The 18,176-nt window shown below is 71.7% G+C and carries 21 protein-coding genes; 7 read left to right on the forward strand and 14 right to left on the reverse strand.

Features of this window, described 5'->3' with window-relative positions; translation table 11 throughout:
• Positions 1-68 precede the first annotated feature (68 nt).
• Genes IL992_RS41955 through IL992_RS41975 form a run of 5 tightly spaced genes read right to left on the reverse strand, consistent with a single transcriptional unit; the run spans position 69 to position 4,888 of the window.
• Positions 69-1,670 carry an FAD-dependent monooxygenase gene (locus IL992_RS41955; RefSeq protein WP_193208854.1) on the reverse strand — a complete coding sequence of 534 codons (1,602 nt, stop codon included), beginning with the start codon at positions 1,668-1,670 and terminating at the stop codon, positions 69-71.
• Positions 1,667-2,500 carry a fumarylacetoacetate hydrolase family protein gene (locus tag IL992_RS41960; protein ID WP_193208855.1) on the reverse strand — a complete coding sequence of 278 codons (834 nt, stop codon included), beginning with the start codon at positions 2,498-2,500 and terminating at the stop codon, positions 1,667-1,669. The genes IL992_RS41955 and IL992_RS41960 overlap by 4 nt, the downstream gene beginning before the upstream one ends.
• Positions 2,497-3,381: a dioxygenase family protein gene (locus IL992_RS41965; protein ID WP_193208856.1), complete on the reverse strand. Its 885-nt coding sequence runs from the start codon at positions 3,379-3,381 to the stop codon at positions 2,497-2,499. Before IL992_RS41965 ends, IL992_RS41960 begins: the two co-directional genes overlap by 4 nt.
• 44 nt (positions 3,382-3,425) lie before the next feature.
• Positions 3,426-4,325: an alpha/beta hydrolase gene (locus tag IL992_RS41970; RefSeq protein WP_319019171.1), complete on the reverse strand. Its 900-nt coding sequence runs from the start codon at positions 4,323-4,325 to the stop codon at positions 3,426-3,428.
• 2 nt (positions 4,326-4,327) lie between these two features.
• A complete protein-coding gene (locus tag IL992_RS41975; protein ID WP_193208858.1) occupies positions 4,328-4,888 on the reverse strand; it encodes a quercetin 2,3-dioxygenase in 561 nt (186 codons plus the stop codon).
• A 169-nt stretch (positions 4,889-5,057) separates the two neighbouring features.
• Between IL992_RS41975 and IL992_RS41980 the strand changes: the two genes are divergently transcribed.
• Positions 5,058-5,666 carry a ClpP family protease gene (locus IL992_RS41980; RefSeq protein ID WP_193208859.1) on the forward strand — a complete coding sequence of 203 codons (609 nt, stop codon included), beginning with the start codon at positions 5,058-5,060 and terminating at the stop codon, positions 5,664-5,666.
• Positions 5,663-6,253: a ClpP family protease gene (locus IL992_RS41985; RefSeq protein ID WP_142560478.1), complete on the forward strand. Its 591-nt coding sequence runs from the start codon at positions 5,663-5,665 to the stop codon at positions 6,251-6,253. The genes IL992_RS41980 and IL992_RS41985 overlap by 4 nt, the downstream gene beginning before the upstream one ends.
• A 3-nt stretch (positions 6,254-6,256) precedes the next feature.
• Here IL992_RS41985 and IL992_RS41990 read toward each other — a convergent pair whose 3' ends face one another.
• The 4 genes from IL992_RS41990 to IL992_RS42005 all read right to left on the reverse strand — a co-directional run bounded on the left by IL992_RS41990 (position 6,257) and on the right by IL992_RS42005 (position 8,899).
• Complete coding sequence (locus IL992_RS41990) at positions 6,257-6,637, reverse strand: helix-turn-helix domain-containing protein (protein WP_193208860.1); 381 nt, start codon at positions 6,635-6,637, stop codon at positions 6,257-6,259.
• A gap of 135 nt (positions 6,638-6,772) precedes the next feature.
• Positions 6,773-7,561: an IclR family transcriptional regulator gene (locus IL992_RS41995; protein ID WP_193208861.1), complete on the reverse strand. Its 789-nt coding sequence runs from the start codon at positions 7,559-7,561 to the stop codon at positions 6,773-6,775.
• A gap of 74 nt (positions 7,562-7,635) precedes the next feature.
• The gene (locus IL992_RS42000) at positions 7,636-8,376 is read right to left on the reverse strand and encodes a helix-turn-helix domain-containing protein (RefSeq protein ID WP_226874769.1); all 741 of its coding nucleotides are present in this window, start codon (positions 8,374-8,376) and stop codon (positions 7,636-7,638) included.
• A 19-nt stretch (positions 8,377-8,395) separates the two neighbouring features.
• The gene (locus tag IL992_RS42005) at positions 8,396-8,899 is read right to left on the reverse strand and encodes a hypothetical protein (protein ID WP_193208862.1); all 504 of its coding nucleotides are present in this window, start codon (positions 8,897-8,899) and stop codon (positions 8,396-8,398) included.
• Positions 8,900-8,961: 62 nt separating this feature from the next.
• Here IL992_RS42005 and IL992_RS42010 point away from each other — a divergent pair, with 62 nt between their 5' ends.
• From IL992_RS42010 to IL992_RS42020, 3 genes are all read left to right on the forward strand, one after another.
• A complete protein-coding gene (locus IL992_RS42010; RefSeq protein ID WP_193208863.1) occupies positions 8,962-9,498 on the forward strand; it encodes an RNA 2'-phosphotransferase in 537 nt (178 codons plus the stop codon).
• Between the two features lie 80 nt (positions 9,499-9,578).
• Positions 9,579-11,687, forward strand: coding sequence for a TerD family protein (locus tag IL992_RS42015; RefSeq protein WP_193208864.1), 2,109 nt, complete (start codon positions 9,579-9,581; stop codon positions 11,685-11,687).
• Between the two features lie 433 nt (positions 11,688-12,120).
• Entirely contained in the window at positions 12,121-12,939 is an 819-nt protein-coding gene (locus tag IL992_RS42020) for an RpnC/YadD family protein (RefSeq protein WP_193208865.1), read from the forward strand.
• A gap of 241 nt (positions 12,940-13,180) precedes the next feature.
• On the opposite strand, the gene IL992_RS42025 is transcribed toward IL992_RS42020, so the two are convergent.
• The 3 genes from IL992_RS42025 to IL992_RS42035 are packed head-to-tail and all read right to left on the reverse strand — an operon-like array spanning position 13,181 to position 16,410.
• A complete protein-coding gene (locus IL992_RS42025; RefSeq protein ID WP_193208866.1) occupies positions 13,181-14,773 on the reverse strand; it encodes a CocE/NonD family hydrolase in 1,593 nt (530 codons plus the stop codon).
• A gap of 9 nt (positions 14,774-14,782) precedes the next feature.
• Positions 14,783-15,232 carry a DUF3237 domain-containing protein gene (locus IL992_RS42030; RefSeq protein ID WP_319019172.1) on the reverse strand — a complete coding sequence of 150 codons (450 nt, stop codon included), beginning with the start codon at positions 15,230-15,232 and terminating at the stop codon, positions 14,783-14,785.
• Positions 15,229-16,410 carry a flavin-dependent oxidoreductase gene (locus IL992_RS42035; RefSeq protein ID WP_193208867.1) on the reverse strand — a complete coding sequence of 394 codons (1,182 nt, stop codon included), beginning with the start codon at positions 16,408-16,410 and terminating at the stop codon, positions 15,229-15,231. The genes IL992_RS42030 and IL992_RS42035 overlap by 4 nt, the downstream gene beginning before the upstream one ends.
• A gap of 82 nt (positions 16,411-16,492) precedes the next feature.
• On the opposite strand from IL992_RS42035, the gene IL992_RS42040 reads away from it, so the two are divergent.
• Positions 16,493-17,035: a MarR family winged helix-turn-helix transcriptional regulator gene (locus IL992_RS42040; RefSeq protein ID WP_226874770.1), complete on the forward strand. Its 543-nt coding sequence runs from the start codon at positions 16,493-16,495 to the stop codon at positions 17,033-17,035.
• Positions 17,036-17,130: 95 nt separating this feature from the next.
• A complete protein-coding gene (locus IL992_RS42045; protein ID WP_193208868.1) occupies positions 17,131-17,331 on the forward strand; it encodes a hypothetical protein in 201 nt (66 codons plus the stop codon).
• 23 nt (positions 17,332-17,354) lie between these two features.
• Here IL992_RS42045 and IL992_RS42050 read toward each other — a convergent pair whose 3' ends face one another.
• Positions 17,355-17,780, reverse strand: coding sequence for a hypothetical protein (locus IL992_RS42050; protein ID WP_226874771.1), 426 nt, complete (start codon positions 17,778-17,780; stop codon positions 17,355-17,357).
• Between the two features lie 187 nt (positions 17,781-17,967).
• A partial coding sequence (locus IL992_RS42055; protein WP_226874772.1) for a hypothetical protein occupies positions 17,968-18,176 on the reverse strand: 209 nt, incomplete at its 5' end.

Below are 18,176 nucleotides of genomic sequence, written 5' to 3' on the forward strand. Positions count from 1 at the left end.
ATGTGCTGGTAGGAAGTGGGTGAGACAACCCCACAAACGTGGGCTAGCCGCGATCGGCGGCGCGGTCGTCAGGCCGCGGAGACGCCGTCCCCGAGCACCCGCGCCAGCAGGGCGTCCGGCTCCTCGGCGCGGTCGCCGCGCCAGACGACGTGCTGGTCGGGCCGCACCAGCACCAGGGCGGCGCCGTACCGCTCTTCGAGCCCCGGCAGCGCGGCCAGGTCGAGCACGTCCAGCGGGGCCGAGCGCCGGGCGGCGGCGTCCGCCAGCGGGCGGCTGTCCGCGCCCGCGGTCAGGCGCAGCAGGGTGAACCCGTCGCCGAGCGCGTCGTAGAGCGAACGGCCGTCCGGCAGCCAGGTGTGCGGCAGCCGGGCGCCGGGATGCGCCGACGGGGTGTAGGCCGCCAGCCCCGGCATGGGCAGCGGCCGGCCGTCCGGGACCACGACGGGGGAGTCCGGGTAGTCGTAGCCCAGCACCAGTCCGAGGCTGTGGAACTCGGTGTCCTTAACGACCAGGCGGCGGGCGAGTTCGTCGCGCAGCGGCCTGCCCGCGACCGGGTCGTGCAGGTCTCCGGCGGCGAACGACGGCGCGAGGAACGCCTCCTGCGCACCGGCGGCCGCGATCGTCCGCTCGGCCACCGGGCGGCGTTCCGGCTCGTAGCTGCCGAGCAGCGACTCCGGCGCCCAGCCGCCCAGCACGGCGGCGAGCTTCCAGCCGATGTTGACCGCGTCCCCGACGCAGGTGTTGAAGCCGTGCCCGCCCCACGGCGGGTTGAGGTGGGCGGCGTCGCCGACCAGGAAGACCCGCCGTCCGCGATAGCGGTCGGCCAGCAGCATGCGCGCCGACCAGGGGTCGGTCGCCAGCACCTCGACGTCGATGTCGGCGCCCGCGAGGGCCCGCACCAGCCGGGCCGGGTCGGCCGGCTCGGCGGCCGGGTCCACGCCCTGGATGATCGCCCACCAGGTGCCGTCGAGGTCGAGGCGGCCCATGAGCCCGCCGCGCTCGGCGCCGATCACCCAGTAGTGCACGCCGACCGCGCACAACGGCCGCTCCCGCAGCGCCCGGCTGCGGAAGGTGACGCTCAGGTTGGGCAGCGCGCCGGAGGACCCCTCGTACCTCGCCCCGATCGCGGCGCGGCTGACACCGCCGCCGCCGTCGCAGCCGAGCAGGTAGCCGGCGGTGACGTGCCGGGTCTCCCCGTCCGGGCCCTCGATCACGGCCCGGACCTCGTCGTCGCCGTCGGCGATCTCGGTGACCCGCCATCCGGTGAGCAGCCGTACGGCGGGCAGTTCGGCGGCGGCCTCGCGCAGCACCCGCTCGACCAGCGGCTGAGGCGCCTGCTGTCCGGCTTCGGCGTACTCCTCGCGGCGGGACGTCGTCAGGCCGAACGCCTCACGGAAGCGGGTGATCTCGTGCCCGAACAGGCCGGTGCAGAAGACGACGTCCTGCGCGTGCGCGACCGGCAGCGGGCAGGCGGCGCGCAGCCGGTCGGCCAGGCCCCAGCGGCGCAGGTGCTCCATCGTGCGGACGCTGGTGGTCTTCGCGCGCGGGCGCAGCGAGTCCAGCGTGGTCCGGGGCTCCACGACGAGTACCTCGACCCCGCGCCGCCCGAGTTCGACGGCGGCGGCCAGGCCGCTCGGCCCGCCGCCCGCGATGAGGACGGGGACGTTCACGGCCGCTGGTCGGAGCCGACGATGGGCGTGCGCAGCACGCCGAGCCGGTCGATCTCCACCTCGACCACGTCCCCGGGCCGCAGGAAGCGCGGTGGCTTGCGCACGTAGCCCACGCCCTCGGGCGTGCCGGTGGCGAGCACGTCGCCCGGTTCGAGGGTGAACGTACGGCTGATCCGCGCCAGCAGCTCGCCGACGCTGAAGATCATGTCGCGCGTGTTCCCGTCCTGGACGGTCTCGCCGTTGACCCGGGTGCGCACGCTCAGCCCGCCGGCCAGGTCGCCGACCTCGTCGGCGGTCACCAGGGGACCCATGGGTCCGCTGCGGTCGGCGTTCTTGCCCAGCGTCCACTGCGCGGTGAGCTTCTGCGCGGTGCGGGCGGTGAGGTCGTTGAAGGCGGCGTAGCCGAGCACGGCCGCGGCGGCACTCGCCTGGTCGGCGTCGGTCAGCCGCCGCCCCACGACGGCGGCGACCTCGCCCTCCCAGTCCAGGCCGGGCTCGCCGGCCGGCACCGGAGCGGGCGTGCCGTCCGCCGTGAGGGACGCCACCCAGCGGCCGAAGACGGTCGGATGCTCGGGCGGGGTGAAGCCGCCCTCGGCCGCGTGTGCCCGGTAGTTGAGCCCGATGCAGATCACCCGGGCCGACGGCGGCACCGGCGGGGCGAGGTCGACGTGCGCGACCGGGAGCAGCCCGGTGTCCGTACGGCGGGCCTGCGGCAGCCAGTGATCGAGGTCGGCGTAGAAGTCGCCGACCTCGGCGATCGGGGTGACCCGGTCGCCGAGCTGGACGGCGACGTCCACCCGCCGTCCCTCGCGAATGCCGACGAGCTTCATCGAGCCACCTCCAGCGGAACGAGCCGCACGTCGAACACGAAGTCGGCGAACGGGCCGTCCAGTCCGTAGGACTCGCCCTCCCGCCGCATGACCGGCGTCACGATCAGTTCCTCCTTGACCGCGAATGCGGCGTCGGAATCCAGGTATTCGTCACCGGCGACGAAGACGTGCGTGGTCACCGGCCGGTGTCCCGGCGCCTCCACGCGGTAGTGGATGTGGGCCGGGCGCATCGGATGGCGGCCGAGCGCGCGCAGCAGCCCGCCGACCGGGCCGTCGGTGGGCACCGGGTAGCTGGAGGGGACGACGCTGCGGAACCAGTACGCGCCGTCGGCCCCGGTGGTGAACAGGCCGCGCAGGTTGCCGGGCGGCTGGGCCGGGTCCTGGCTGTCGTAGTGCCCGGCGTCGTCGGCCTGCCAGATGTCGACGGTGGCCCCCTCGATCGGTGTCCCGCCGGTGTCGGTGACCCGTCCGCGCACGACCATGGCCTGGCCCCGGCGGCGCTCGGGGCCCTCGGCGATCCACGCGCCGTTCTCGCGCGGGGGAGCGGGGGCGTGGAAGGGGCCCTCGACGGAGGACGGCGTCGCCTCGGCCGGGCCGGCGTGGTTGACCTCGTCGACGGCTGAGGTGAGGCCGAGCATGTCCGACAGCAGGATGAACTCGTTGCGCCGGTCGGTGCAGGTGTGCCCGGTGCGGACGAGGAAGTCGATCCCGGTCAGCCACTCGTCCTCGGTCGGCCGGGTCTCCCGGACGAACGCGTGCAGGTGCCGGACCAGCGAGGCCGTCAGCTCGCGCAGTCGCGGGTCGGCTCCGCCGATCCGGCCGAGCACGGCGGTCAGCAGGGCGTCGAGACGGTCCTCCCGGACGCCGTCCTCATCGGTCATGCGGATCTCCTGTCGTCGGGAAGAAGGGAGGCGCTCTGGATCGCTCAGGTGTGGAGCCGTGTTCGGAGGAACGCGATCGTGCGGTCGAGCGCGTCGCGGGCCGCCTCGGGGGCACCGAGCCACATGTGGTCCGCGCCGTCGTAGACGTGCAGGTCCACCTCGGCGCCGGCGCCGCGCAACTTCTCGCTCAGCCGCTCGCTCTGCGCGCAGGCGATCATCCGGTCGGCCCGGCCGTGCAGCAGCAGGAACGGCGGCGCGCCGGGGGAGATGTGGGTGACCGGGCTCGCCTGGGCCGCCGTGTCCGGAACGGACGGCACGGGAGCCCCGAGCAGCAGGGCCTCACGCGACGCGGGGTCCGCCGGGTCGGCGCCGATGCCGGCCGCGACCGTACGCAGGTCGCCCGGCGCGTACCACGCGGCGACGGCGGCCACGGCGCTGGACGGCCCCGTCACCCCGACGCGGCCCTCAAGCGCGGGGTCGCCGGAGGTGAGGCCGAGCAGCGCGGCCAGGTGGCCGCCCGCCGACTCGCCCCAGGCCGCGATCCGATCCGGGTCGATCCCCAGCTCGCCGCCGCGTGCGCGCAGCCAGCGCACCGCGGCCTTCACGTCGTGCACCTGCGCGGGCCACACGGCCTCGCCCGAGAGCCGGTAGTCGGCGCTGGCCACGGCGATGCCCGCCCGCGCGACCAGCTCGAACGGCGGGGGCTCGACGCCCTCGAAGGCCGGGCCCATAGAGCGGCGGCCACCCGCGTGCCATCCACCCCCGTGCAGGAAGACGACGCAGGGAACGGGTCCCTCGGTCTCGGGCGGCAGCACCAGGTCCAGTTCGAGCGGCCGCACCCCGGGAATCGCGGCGTACGGCACGCCCGGCAGGACGCGCGTGCCGTACGCGCCCGCGCGGGCGGGCGGCAGCGGCGCCTCGTGGGCGGGCGGGGGGAGCCGCACGGTCACTCCCCGGCCTCCGGCCAGGCGAGATCGGGCAGGAAGTCCATGGTGTGCGCCCGCGCCGCCGCCTGCATGCGGGGGAAGTCGGGCACGAACGGCGGCTGGTCCAGTGTGGCGTGGTCGGTGGGCGTGCCCATCTGCTGGAAGAACCGTTCGAAGCCGCCGGTCGCCACGCCGAGCACGCGGGCCTGCTCCTCGACTTGGTAGGCGTGCGCCAGCCCGGCCGGGACGAAGCCGAAGTCGCTGGGGGTCAGCAGCCGCGACGTCTTCGTCCCGTCGCGGTCCTGGACGTGGACGCGCACCGTGCCCTCCACGACGTAGAAGGTCTCGTGGGTGTCGTGGTGGGTGTGCGCCGGGATGAGCCGGCCCTTCGGCGCGTCCATCGTGAAGATCCCGAACTGGCCCTCGGTCTCGTCGCCGCTGAGCAGCACGGTGAACAGGTCGGTGAACAGCATCGCACGCTCGCCCTCGCCGCGCCTGAGGAAGAACGCCTCGGGGGCGCCCGGCAGGATTCCCTTCCACTGCGGGCCGCTCTCGGGGTCGGCCAGATATTCGAAGCTCATCGCGTCTCCAACTCGGCGTGGGCGGATTGGCCGATGATGCGCCACCCCGGCCGGCGGCCGCCAGGCGCCTGCCATTGAGCGGCAGGCCTTCTCAACTACGGCGTACCTCCGGTCTGCCCTCAGCAGACATAGCGACAGGTCGCGGGGCTACGGCGGATACAACTGCGCCATGAGTGTTTCACCGAGCACGAGTTACCGGGATCGGCTGAACGAGAAGCTGTTCCAGCAACGGACCCTGCTGTTGACCGGAGAGGTCGACGACGAGATGGCCGAGCGAGCCTGCGCCGAGATGGTGTTGCTGGCCTCGGCGGATTCCGAACGCGACATCATCCTGTACATCAATTCGCCCGGAGGGTCGGTGCTGGCGGGGCTGGCGATCTACGACACGATGAAGCTGGTGCCGAACGACGTGGTCACCGTCGCGCTGGGGATGGCGGCGAGCATGGGGCAGGTGCTGCTGGCGTCCGGCACCCACGGCAAGCGGATCAGCCTCGCGCACAGCCGGATCATGATGCACCAGCCGTCGGCCGGCATCGGCGGCACGGCGATCGACATTTCGATCCAGGCCGAGAACCTCAAGTACATGAAGCGGCAGTCCGAGGAGATCCTCGCCGCGGAGACCGGACGCTCGGTCGAGGAGATCGCCGCCGACAGCGACCGAGACCGCTGGTTCACCCCCGAGCAGGCCCGTGACTACGGGATCATCGACACGATCGTCGACTCCTTCCACAGCATCGCGCCGTACGCCGTTCCCAACCGGATGGGGTTCTCGTCATGAGCCAGTACACGATCCCGTACGTGGTCGAGAAGACCCCGGTGGGGGAGCGGTCGTTCGACATCTTCAGCCGGCTGCTCAACGAGCGCATCATCTTCCTCGGCACCGAGATCGACGACGGCGTCGCGAACGTCGTGATGGCACAGTTGCTGCACCTGGAGGCGGAGAGCCCGGACCAGGAGATCAACCTGTACATCAACTCTCCGGGCGGCTCGTCGACCGCGATGCTCGCGATCTACGACACCATGCAGTTCATCCGCGCGAAGGTCGCGACGTACTGCATGGGTCAGGCGGCCTCCGCCGCCGCGGTGCTGTTCGCCGCCGGCGCCCCCGGACGGCGGTTCATGCTCGGCCACTCCCGCGTGCTGCTGCACCAGCCGTCCACGCAGGGGCAGGGCACCATCTCCGACCTGACCCTGCAGGCGGCCGAGGTGATGCGCGTGCGCGCGCAGACCGAGGAGATCCTCAGCCGTCACACCGGGGTGGACGTCGCCCGGCTGCGCGAGGACACCGACCGGGACCGCATCTTCAGCGCTCGCGAGGCCGTCGAGTACGGCCTCGCCGACGAGCTGATCATGACCCGCGAGTAGCGCTCACGCCGCCAGCAGCAGCACCCGTGGCGTACCGGCGGACGACCCGCGCGTCGCGATCCGGCGCGACGCCGTGATCCGCCGGACGGCACGGGTGAGCAGCTGCTCGATCGGCAACCCGAGCGCGTCGCACACGGAATGCAGCATCTCCGACGACGGCTCCTTGCGGCCGCGCTCGACCTCCGACAGATACTGCTTCGACATGCCCACCGCACGCGCCACGTCATCGAGCGTGCGGTCCTGGTCCAGCCGCTCGTCACGGAGGATCTCCCCGTACACCGCGCGCAGCAACGGGTCCGGGCCGTCGGGGATCGCCGGGCCGCGCTCCTTGCCGGCCCGGCGCGTCCGGATGTCGATGACCACTGATCGGCCCGAGGCTTCCATGCCTCGCAGTCTGGCACGTCCGGATCTCCGGCGGACCGTCTGTTCGCGGACAGGTGAGCGGGCCGACCGGGCGAGATGAACAGGGCGCAGGCGAGATCACGAGAGGCGGAGCGCCCGGAGGTGAGATGACGATCGTCAGGACCCGCCGAGGCCCCGGGAGATCGAGCGCGCCGCGGTCCGCACGGCAGGCCCGAGCAGCCGCGGTTCGGCGTGTTCTTCCGGCACGACCACGGACAACGCGGCCGCGATCCGGGCCCCGGCGGCGAAGACGGGCGCCGCCACGGTGACCAGCGGCTCGGGAGCGCGGCGGCGGACCGTGGCCAGCCCCTCCCGCCGCACCTCGGCCAGCGTCCGCCGCAACTCGGCGGCGGAGACCGCCGTCCGCTCCGGCTCGTGCACGAGCGGCCGGGCGAGGATCTCCTCCTGGAAGCCGGGTTCGGCGAAGGCCAGCAGCACGAGGCCCACGCCCGTGGAGTGCAGCGGAAGCCGGCCGCCGACATGGTAGAGCACCGGCATCGCCTGGTGCGCGGAGAGCCTTTCGACCAGCACCGCCTCGTCACCCTCGCGTACGGCGAGCAGCACGTGCTGGCGGGTGACCTCGGCGAGATCGCCCATGTAGGGCATCGCGACCTGCCGCAGCCCCTGGCCGCGAGGCGCGAGCGAGGCGACCTCCCACAGGCGCAGCCCGATCGAGAAGCGGCCGTCGTCTCCCCGTTCGAGCGCGCCCCACGCCATCAGCCGCTGGGCGAGGCGCAGCGCCGAGCTCGCCGGAATCCCGCTGCGCCTGCTCAGCTCGGCGAGCGTCAGGTAGCGGTGCCGGGTGTCGAAGGCGGCCAGGAGCGACAGCGCCCGATCGACCACCGGATCGCCGTGCGGCGGCCGGCTGCCCCTGACCCGGTGCGCCGGTGCCCCCGGACCGCTCATGGGTGAGCGTGCTCTCTCGTCGAACCCATCGCAGTCTCCGCGCTCGTCTGGCCTGCTGGCACTGTACCCCGGCGTCAGGGGGTGAGCCGGTGACCGCCCAGCGAGATCTGCGACTCGGGCATGGGAGCGAAGAAGTCGAAGTTGGGCGGCGGGCCGACCCTCCGCTCCAGCGTCTTCACCACGTGCCTGACGTCGTCGTTCGGGCCCGCGAGGTAGAAGGGCTTGCCGTCCTTGCCGAAGGTGACGGCTGACTTCTCCTCCCACGTGCCGAGGTGACCGGCCGCCCCGGCGAAGTCCGCCGCCGGCTCGAAGCCGAGATCACGGGCGTAGTCGACCGCGCCGAAGACGAGGTGCCGGACCAGGTCGAGCGGCGCCTCCCGCCAGCCGTGCGGGTAGATCCTGAAGTACTTGGGGAGGAAGCGGTGCAGTTCCACCTCGCTCATCACGTCGGGGCCGAGGGCGTGCTTGACGCCGAGGCAGTAGACGTCGACGAGGTAGGCGCAGACCGACAGCTTGTCCCAGCCGTGCTTGCGCGCCACCACCACGCTCACCGTGCCCGCGGTCTCCTGCTCGCGGGGGACGTCGTCCGCCCAGCCGGTCGTGTCCGGGACGTCCAGTCCCTCGCTCCACCCGGCGTTGATCCAGCACCCCGCGAGCTCGGCCTCCGAGGACTCCGTGCTGCTCGCCTGCTCGGCCACCGCCCGGACGTACGGCGCGACCGCCGCCGGTGACATGCCGAGAGCGCGGGCGATCTGCTTGGGGGAGTTGCCCTGTCCGCGGAGCTCGCGGACCTTCTCCAAGATCGAGCTGTCCATAGGGTCCGAAGCCTATCGGCTATCCCTGGCGGGCCGGGGTGCGGAAGACCTGGCGGCTGTGCCATTCGATGTGGTCCACGTCAACGGGGTCGAGACCGGTCTGGGGATCGCGTACGGGCTTGCCTGCCAGGGCGAGGACCATCCGCTCGGCCGCCGGGCTCCGGCCGACGAACTTCCGGGAGACGGCGATCGTCCGGTCGGGAGTCAGCCGGCCCGTGGCCTGGGCCGCACGCAGGCGCCCGAGTTCGGAGCCGGGACTGCCCGGCCCGTGCACCGTGTCGACGAGCCAGAGACCGTCGCCGGTGAGGTGATGGAACGGATAGCCGGGGCTGGTATCGCGCGGCGGGCCGAACTCCCTGAGCAGGGCCTTGAGATCCGCCTCGGCGGAGCTGAACGAAATCGGCCGGCCGCCCTCGCGCTGGAAGCGGCCGAGGGCGTAGAGCAGGAGGAGCGGCTTGTGCGGCGCCCGCTCGCCCTGCCGCGTCCAGCGGCGGATCCCGGCGACGCGCTCGACCCAGTCCATGACCGACACCATACGGTGATCTTCACGTCGATGGACGGCAGGTCAGCGTACATTGGAGGAAAATGGACGAGCGGCGGTTGGTGCGGGTCTCGAAGTACCTGGCCAAGCATCTGCGGCACCAGCCAGAGCGCATCGGCATCGAACTCGACGCGCACGGCTGGGTGGACATCGACGCGCTGCTGACGGCGGCGGCCTCGCACGGGTTCCCGATCTCGCGTGCCGAACTGGAGCAGGCGGTCGCCGGCAACGACAAGCGGCGATACGTGATCGACGGCGATCGGATCCGGGCCAGTCAGGGGCACTCGGTGTCCGTCGACCTCGACCTGCCGGTGGTCGAGCCGCCCCCGATCCTCTATCACGGTACGGTCGCCCGGAACGTGGAGGCGATCCGCGCGGAGGGGCTGCGGCCGATGGGACGCCATCACGTCCACCTGTCACCGGATCGGGAGACCGCCACCCGCGTCGGCGCGCGCAGGGGAAAGCCGGTCGTGCTCGTGGTGGACGCGGGCGCGATGCACGCGGCCGGGCATCACTTCCGGGTGAGCGCCAACGGCGTCTGGCTGGTGGACCACGTCCCGCCCGGCTTCATCCGCCGGTGAGGGTCGCCACTGGCGAGTCACCGGCATGCGCCTCCTATTTCAGTGGCGATCCGTGCACATCCGCCCTATATCGTTCCTGCGTGGAAGATCTCATCATTGCCCGGCGTCTGCGTGTTCCCGTCGACGACGCGGGGGACGACACGCCGGGTTGGGATGGGGTGGCCGCCCGGCAGCTCGACGCGGCGCTGCTCAGTGTCGGCTTCACGTGCTCGCCTGCGCTGCTCGACCGCCTGGCCCGGCTGCCCGGCGAGCAGGTGATCGACCTTGGCGTGCGCGTCCTGGCCGTGGTCCGCCGCCTGGTCGGCGACCACGTCGAACACAACGCCTACTTCATCGACTTCCCGAAGAACGTCCCGGACACCCTGGAGTTCTGGGCGGGGCTGTTGCGCGAGGCCATGCTCGACCCGGTCGCCGCCGCCCGGCTCCAGCCGGGCATCCTCAACCTGCTGGACCTGCCGCGATACGGCAGCTACCAGCACACCTACGCCGACCTGCTGGCCGCGCACGCCGAGCTGATCCCCCTGGCCCGCGACCGGGTGACCGTGCTGGAGCTGGGCGGAAGCCTGCGGGACGAAGCGCGAGAGCTCTACCTCTCGCTGGCCGGCTCCGAGATCCCGCTCGCCGCCGAGGACCTTGCCGCTCTGCGCGCGCTGGCCGCCTTCTGCGCCGACTTCTGTGCCGACGACCAGCCCGAGCACGTCCCGGTACGCGAGAACCGGGCCGCCATCAACGAAGTACGGCTGGCCGCCGGGCAGCCGCTGCTCGTCGACACCGTGACAGACGTGCTCCGGCTGGCCGCGCTCTGCTCCGACGGCGACGTCACCCTGGCCACCCCCACCCGCCTGCGCTCCTTCCGCCGCGCCGAACGCCGCATCCTGCTGGCCGCCCTGGACACCGTCCCCGCCGCCAAACACGGGGACGTGCTACGCCACCGGGAACAGTGGAAGCGGCTCGGTGAGCGGCTGCACCCCCACGAGTACCCGCAGTTCCCCCGGGCAGCCCAGGTCTTCGACGTGGCCAGGGGCGTGCGCAAGGCGGTGAGCTTCGGCGGCCGGATCGAGGCCGCGCTGGCCGCGGGCCGTACCGAAGAGGCCGTCTCGCTGCTGGAGCACACGCCCGGCGCGCTGCTGCGCCGCCTCGACCACCTGCTGCGCGTGGGTGGCGGCTCCGCCGTGCCGGAGGCGGCAGAGAGGTCTGTCACCCGCGCCTCCGGCCGCGTGCTGCTCTCCCTGCGGGAGCACCTGCAGAACCGGCTCGCCCCCGTGAACCGGGTCTTCACCAACAGGTACGGCAGAGCGTGGGCGACACCCGACACTCGTGCCTCGCTCGACGAGGAGCCCCTCAACCGGACGCTCGCCATCCTGGATGAGGAGATCAGCCGCCGCCTGCCCGACCTCGGCGAGGTGATCGCCGACCCCGCCGTACTCGACGTGGCACTGCCCCTGTCGGGCAAGGCGGTCGCGCCCGGGCTCGGGATGCTGCCCCGCGGCTCGCTGTCGCCCGTGGACGGTGAGCTGCTCCGCTTCTTCGTGCATTGGCGGCAGCGCGAGCGGCGCACCGACTACGACCTGTCCGCGCTCATGCTCGATCCCACCTATGACAACCCGACCCACATCTCGTGGACGTCCTACGCCAACGACTTCGCGACCTACTCGGGCGATCTCACCGAGGCCCCCGACGGCGCCTCGGAGTTCATCGACGTGCGTCTCGCCCACGCCACCAAGCCGATCATCATCCCCCAGGTCGACATCTATGCCGGGGAGCGGTTCGACGAGGCGGCCGAGGCGTTCTTCGGCTACATGACCAGGGACGCCGCCCAGGAGGGCAGGCCGTTCGAACCGCGCACCGTGCGGATGAAGTCCGACCTGCGTGGATCCGGCCGCATCGCGCTCCCGCTCGTCTTCCTGCGCGGGGACGACGATGTCTGGCGGGTGAAGTGGTTGCACCTTTACCTGTCGGGCCATCCGGCGTTCAACCAGGTGGAGGGCAACCGGGTCACCACGTCGCTGCTCGTGCGCTCGATCGTGGAGCGGGACTACCTGCGGGTCGGCTACCTGGTCGACCTGCTACGGGCCAAGTTCTCCACGGGCGGCCACGTCACGTACATCGGGCTCGAGACACCCGCCGACCTCCCGGAAGGGACGCGGGTCTACACGCCCGCCACGCTGCACGAGTTGATCCCGGCCTGATATCTTGCTGACGGCAAGGCCATGGGAGGGCTTCCTTCTCACTCTTTTGGAACCGGTCTGCCCGTACGGGCGCCGGTCTGGATCTAGCTCTCCCGCTTTCCTTGCGCGTCGGCGGGTGAGGCCATTCGGAGGCTTCCTTCTCACCTGGTTCAATTCCAGGTGGGCCCTGTAAGGGCCTGCTGGTGAATATAGCTTCCGAGCCCTCCTCACCCGCCCGGCCTGGCGAACCGCCCACCTTCGTCGCTCGAACTTAAAGTAACGAAACAATGACGCTGAGTGACATGAGGCCCGCCGCCTGTGTCGGCGCGGATACGGTCACGCAGTGGCACTAGCCGAACACGAAGCGCTCGTCCGCCTGTTCTCCGAGCGACCCGACCTCGCCGCCGACCTGCTCACTCGCTCCCTCAGGGTCGACCTGCCCGACTACGACTACGTGGGCCTCGAATCGGCCGATCTCACCGAGGTCACGCCCACCGAACGTCGCGCCGACTCGGTCGTAGCTCTGCGTCGTAAGAGCCCCGACGACGAGCCCGAACCCGTCCTGGCTGTGATCGTGGAAGTCCAGCGTGACCGTGATTCCGACAAGCTCTGGTCCTGGCCGCTGTACCTCAGCAGTCTGCGCAGCCGGTTGAAATGTCCGGTCATGCTCTTGGTCGTCGCGCCCGACGCGGCGATCGCCCGTTGGTGCGCCCGCCCCATCGAACTGGGTCACCCCGGTATGGTGCTGACCCCGCTCGTCGTCGGACCAGCCGAGGTCCCGGTGATCACCGACCCCGGCCAGGTGGCGGAGGACCTCGAACTCGCCGTACTGTCGGTGATCCATCATGCCGACACGCCGCAGGGTCCGGAGATCCTCGAAGCCCTGCTCACGGCGTTGCACAATCTCGACCGCGATCAGGCGGGTATGTACGCTGACATGGTGCGTGCGGCGCTGCCCGGGGAGATCTGGGATCACTTGGAGAAGCACTTGAAGACCGAGACCTACGAGTACCTGAGTGACTGGGCTCGCGACAACATCGCCAAGGGCAAGGCCGAAGGGAAGGCCGAAGGCAAGGCGGAGGGCAAGGCGGAGGGCAAGGCGGAGGGACAGGCCGAGGCGATCCTGACTGTCCTGTCGGCCCGGGGCATCGAGGTGTCCGAGGACATCTCCGAAAAGATCCGGAAATGTCATGACCTCGACCGGCTGACTGCCTGGCTCCGAGCAGCCGCCACAGTCGACTCTTCTGACGCACTGCTCGACGACATCTCCTGACGCCGTCCCGTGACGTGCCCCCGTTGTGCCGGGTGCTCCGGGGGAGACCGCACATCCTCTGACCACGACGGCGCGATGGCGACAGCTCGTGATGACCCGGCCGCGCTGCCGGCTCTGCTGAAGTCCGCCCGGCAGAGGGCTTCGCGGTGACGATCTGAAAGTGACGAGCTGTGGTGCCCGGCCGCCGGCTCGTACAGCACTGCGGTGGCGATCCGGCGATCGGTGACTCGGCCTACGCTCGTCAGCGGGGGACGATCGGCAGTGTGATGTACGAGTCGGGGAAGACCTTCTGGTGCTGGACGACCAGGTCCGCCTCGGTAGCCGCGCGACGGCCCGTCCCCGGGTTGCGGTCGAAACGGGGGAAGTTGGAGCTGGAGATCTCTACCCGGATGCGGTGGCCGGCCTTGAAGACCTGGCTGGTGGCGACCAGGTCGATGGCGAACGTCCCCGACGACTCGAAAACGCGCACGATGCCGTCGATCACGCTCATCGCGCGGCCGTCCGGATACACGTCGACGAGCTTGGCCGTCCAGTCGGTCGAGGCGGCGGAGGTCTCCGCGTGCAGGGTCACCGACACCGGGCCGGTGACCTCGACGTCGGAGGCGAGCACCTCGGTGGAGTAGCAGAGCACGTCGGGCCGCCGCTCCACGTCGCGCTGGTCCTGCGGGCCGACGTTGGTGGGGTCGGGCAGCAGGGTCGGCCCGCCGACGGTCGGGACCGGGTCACGCGGGTCGAAGGTGAAGGTCGCCGGCTCGTACGCCGAGGGAGGCTCGGGGGAGAGCAGGCCATCCGCGTGCAGGTAGTAGGCGGTCTCGACGGCGCGCTCCAGCGGCCAGGCCTCCTCGTCCCGCCAGACGTCGTCCCCCATCACGAAGATCTTCACGGCGGGGCCCGTGTCCTCGCCCTTCAGGAACGCGAGTTGCCGCTGCTCCAGGCCGATCGCCTCCGCCGAGGCGGCGGCCCCGAAGAACAGCCGTCCGGTGCCCGCGGCGCCCGGCGCGAGGTGGGACCAGGGGCCGATGACCAGAGGGCCGCCCAGGCGGCGGTGGTTCTCCAGCGTTCCGCCGAGGAACAAGTCGAACCAGCCCGCCACGTGCATGACCGGCACCTCGATGCGATCGTGGCGCAGGGTCTCGGCCAGTTCCTCCCAGTAGGCGTCGCGTTCCACGTGCGAGGTCCAGTCGCGCCACCAGGGGATGCCGGGGATGTCGCCGACCGGCAGGGTTCGCGCCGCGGCGTCCTGGTCGCCCAGAACGGGAAGAACCGCGGCGAACCCCGCGCCGACGTCCTCGCCCGCCTCACCGGCGTGCATGAGCCCGAGCAGCGCCTGAAAGGCGCCCCAGTTGAGGGCCGACCCCAGCGCGAAGGCCCCGCCGTGATACTTGAGGCCGTCGTAGAAGTCGTGCGGCGTCATCGACGCGACGACGGCCTTCAGCCCCGGCGGACGGGTCGCCGCCGCCTGCAGTGCACATCCGGCGAGGTAGGACATGCCGCTCATCACGACCTCACCGTTCGACCAGGGCTGCGAGGTGATCCAGGCGATCGTGTCGTGGCCGTCGGCGCCCTCGTCCACCCACGGCCGGAACTCGCCGTCGCTGCTCCCGCGCCCCCGGCAGTGCTGCAGCACCACTGCGAACCCGGCCCGCAGCGCGGGCGTCACCGGCGCCGTCCGGAACGAGTCCTCGCCGTACGGCGTGCGCATGAGCAACGTGGGGAACGGACCGCCGCCGGCCGGCAGGTGGACGGTGCCCCGCAGGATGGTGCCGTCCCGCATCGGCATCGGGACGTCGTGCTCGACGGTGACCGGCAGAGGGGGGCGGTCGAGCTTCGGCATGAGGACTCCTCAGGTCAGGGCATAGGCGTCGTAGCGTACGGCGGTGGCCACGCGGGCGGCCGAGGCCACGGCGAGGGTGCGGTTGAGCCACAGATATCGATCGTCGCCGGTCTCGAAGCGGCAGAACAGCCGGAAGTAGTACTCCGACGGGTCAACGTCCTCGCCCCGCGCGAGGCGGCCGAGCACCTCGGGGGAGCCGTGCCGGACTCCGCTGGTGGTGATGTAGAGATGCGCGCCGTCGTGCGTGCGCAGCGTGTAGCGGGTGTCGATGCTGATCATGCCGTCGGCGTGGACGACCTGCCAGTCGGCCCCGCCGGGCAGCACGGTGCCCGACAGGCGGGGACCGTCGAACGTGCCGCCCACGATGTTGACCACACGGCGGTGGCCCCACTGAGAGTCGCCGAGGTCGAGCACGGGGTCGAGATCCACGCGGAACGTGGCGAGCGGTTCCAGGTTCACGAGACCGCGCTCCGATCGACGCTCCAGGAGGGGCGTTCATTGAGCGAGGCGGGGTCGAACCCGGCCGTGCGCTTGTAGGAGGCGGCGATCTCCGCCCGCTCGGCGTGGGGGATGACCTGCTCGATGTCGTCGAACCCGCCGGGCGCGCGTTCGTGGACGAGCTTCATGACGATCTCCGGGCCCATCTCGCGGTTGGACAGTTGCAGCGCCGTCGTGGCCGGGCGGCGCGTCTCCTCGTACGCCGCCAGGTCGCCCCGGGCGAGGGCGTACGCCAGCACCCGGGCGTCGATGATCGCCTGGGAGGCGCCGTTGGAGCCGATCGGATACATCGCGTGCGCCGCGTCGCCGAGCAACGTGACCTTGCCGAGGGTCCAGCGGGGGAGCGGCTCGCGGTCCACCATCGGGTACTCGTACGCGGTCTCGGCCCCGGCGATGATCCCCGGCACGTCGAGCCAGTCGAAGCGCCAGTCGGCGAAGTGCCTGCCGATCTCGGCCAGGTCGGCCGGGCGGTTCCAGTTCCCCCGGTCCGGGGCGTCGCCGTCCAGAGGCCGCTCCGCGATCCAGTTGATCAGCGTGCGGTCGCCGGTCTCGATCGGGTAGGCGACGAACTTCTGCGTGCCGTCGCCTGCCATGATCATCGATCGGCCGGTCAGGAACGGTTCGCCGTAGGTGACGCCCCGCCACAGGACCAGGCCGTTCCACGGCGGCGGGCCCTCACCGGGGTACAGATGGGCGCGCACGGCCGAGTGGATCCCGTCCGCGCCGATCAGCAGGTCTTCGGTGCCGGGGCCGGTGATCCGGCTGCCGGTCCGTACGGCGTCCGGGCCCAGCCGCTCGACCACCGCCTCCAGCAGGAGCATCTGAAGTCTCCCGCGGTGGACGGAGTACTGCGGCCAGGCGTAGCCGGCGGCCAGACCTCGGGGTTCGGACCAGATCGACGTGCCGTAGCGGTTGAAGTAGGCCAGTTCGGCCGTGGCCACGCCGATCTCCGCCAGCCGGTCGGCCAGGCCCAGCTCGGTCAGCTCCCGTACGGCATGCGGGAGGAGGTTGATCCCGACGCCCAGCGGCCGGATCTCGGGGGCGGCCTCGTGCACGGTCACGTCTTCGAACCCGGCCGTGTGCAGGCTGAGCGCGGCGGTCAGCCCGCCGATGCCCGCTCCGGCGATGACGATGCGCACGGGCGCCCTCCGAGGGAAACGAGAAGTTGTTATGGCCGTAACAATATTCACGACACCGCTGCGGCTGCGCAAGACTTGACCGATGAACAGCGAGCCCGACATTCAGCCGGATCTCGGCGTGGACGTGCCGCCTGACCTGCGGTATGCCGCGTACGCGCGCGAGCGCCTGGCGGCCATGTCGCCTCCGGCCGACGCCGAGGCGTTCGCGCTGGCCTATCACCTGCTCCAGCTCGCGTACCTGCTGGTCACCGACCTGGAGACCCGGATCCACCGCCCGCGCGGCCTGACGCTGCCCGGTTTCCGGCTGATGTTCAAGCTCTGGCTGCTCGGCCCCACCCAGCCCGTACGGCTCGCCGAGATCTCCGCCATGTCGCGGTCCGCGGTGACCAACGCCGTCAACACCCTCGAACGCGGCGGCCTGGTCGAACGCCGGCCCGTGCCGGAGGACGGCCGCGCGGTGGTCGTCACGCTGACCGCGGCGGGCGAGGCGGCCGTGCGTGAAGCGTTCTCCGAGCAGACCCGCAGGGAGCGGGAGTGGTTCGCCTGCCTCGGCCCCGCCGAGCGCGAGCAGATGACCGCCCTGCTGGCCCGGATCCTCCACAGCCGGCCGGCGGATCTTTCATAGGACGAACCGGGGCAGTCGCCCAGAAGCTACCCGTAAAGTTCTCGCAGGCGTCCCCGGGGGCGGGACGCGTCCGCTTCACCGTGAGGACCGCACCCGTGGCCGTTTCCGAGCAGTTCCCGCCGTTCGCGGCGCCGGACGCCGACGCCGCAGCCGAGGACCGGCCCGGCGGGGCGGAGCCGGACCCGTTCCCCGGCGACACTCACTGGTACGACCTCCCGGACGACGACGCCGCGCCGGAGGAGGGCGAGCCCATCAGCCTGGCAAGGCGCCTCTGGCGTGCGCTGGGACGGCGCTGAAACGCCTGGCCATGAACGTGGCGTCAGGTGTCGCGCCCCCGGGTCGCGGCGTCGGCGAGCAGCCCGAGCCCGACGCCCAGCATCCATACGTCCTTGCTGACGCCGACGCCCGCCGGGCTCGGCCAGATGCTGCGGGGCTTGTGCAGCGCGGGCGTGCGCAGGTAGAGCGCGAGCAGGCCGCCGGAGAACCCGGTGAGCGCGGCCCCGGCGACCGCCGCCGGCACGAACGGCGCCAGGAGCGCCACGCCCGTCGCGATCTCGGTCGCCGACAGCAGCTTGAGGAACCGGCGAGGCGGAACGGACTTCAGGAACGGGAAGGCGCCGACGGCCATGCCGTGGATGCCGGCGGCTTGATCGTCGTCGCCGTTCCACTTCTCCACACCTGAGTGCAGGATGTACGCGCCGGTGGCCACCCGCCCCGGCACCTCCCGGGCCCTCATGAACGTCATCGGCGACTCCTGTCCGTTGCGGCCTGTGTCGTCCGGCCTGCGACGATACTCGCCCGCCAGGCGGAACCGACTCCCGGGGTCGCGAGCCTCAGCCGGTCGCCTGTCGTCACGCGCCGTCTCACAGACCGTGCCGGCGTTGATCGCGGTCGCCTCCGGAGCGTCCGGCCGCAGCCCGCGGGCGCGGCGGTTATCGCCGGGGAAGCCCGGGTGTCCGCGCGTCCCCACCGGTCACCTGGTCGAGCAGTTCGAGCAGGTGGTGGTAGGTCTTCCCGGTGGCGCGGGTCATGCCGATCTCGCAGGTGCGGTTGACCGAGGCGTGCGCGGCGAAGCCGCCCTCGGTCACCGAGGCGGCCTCGGCGCGGGTGGCGGAGGCGGTCAGTTCCGGGTGCAGCAGCC

Origin of the sequence: Microbispora sitophila (assembly GCF_014892245.1) — a bacterium.
GTDB lineage: Bacteria > Actinomycetota > Actinomycetes > Streptosporangiales > Streptosporangiaceae > Microbispora > Microbispora siamensis.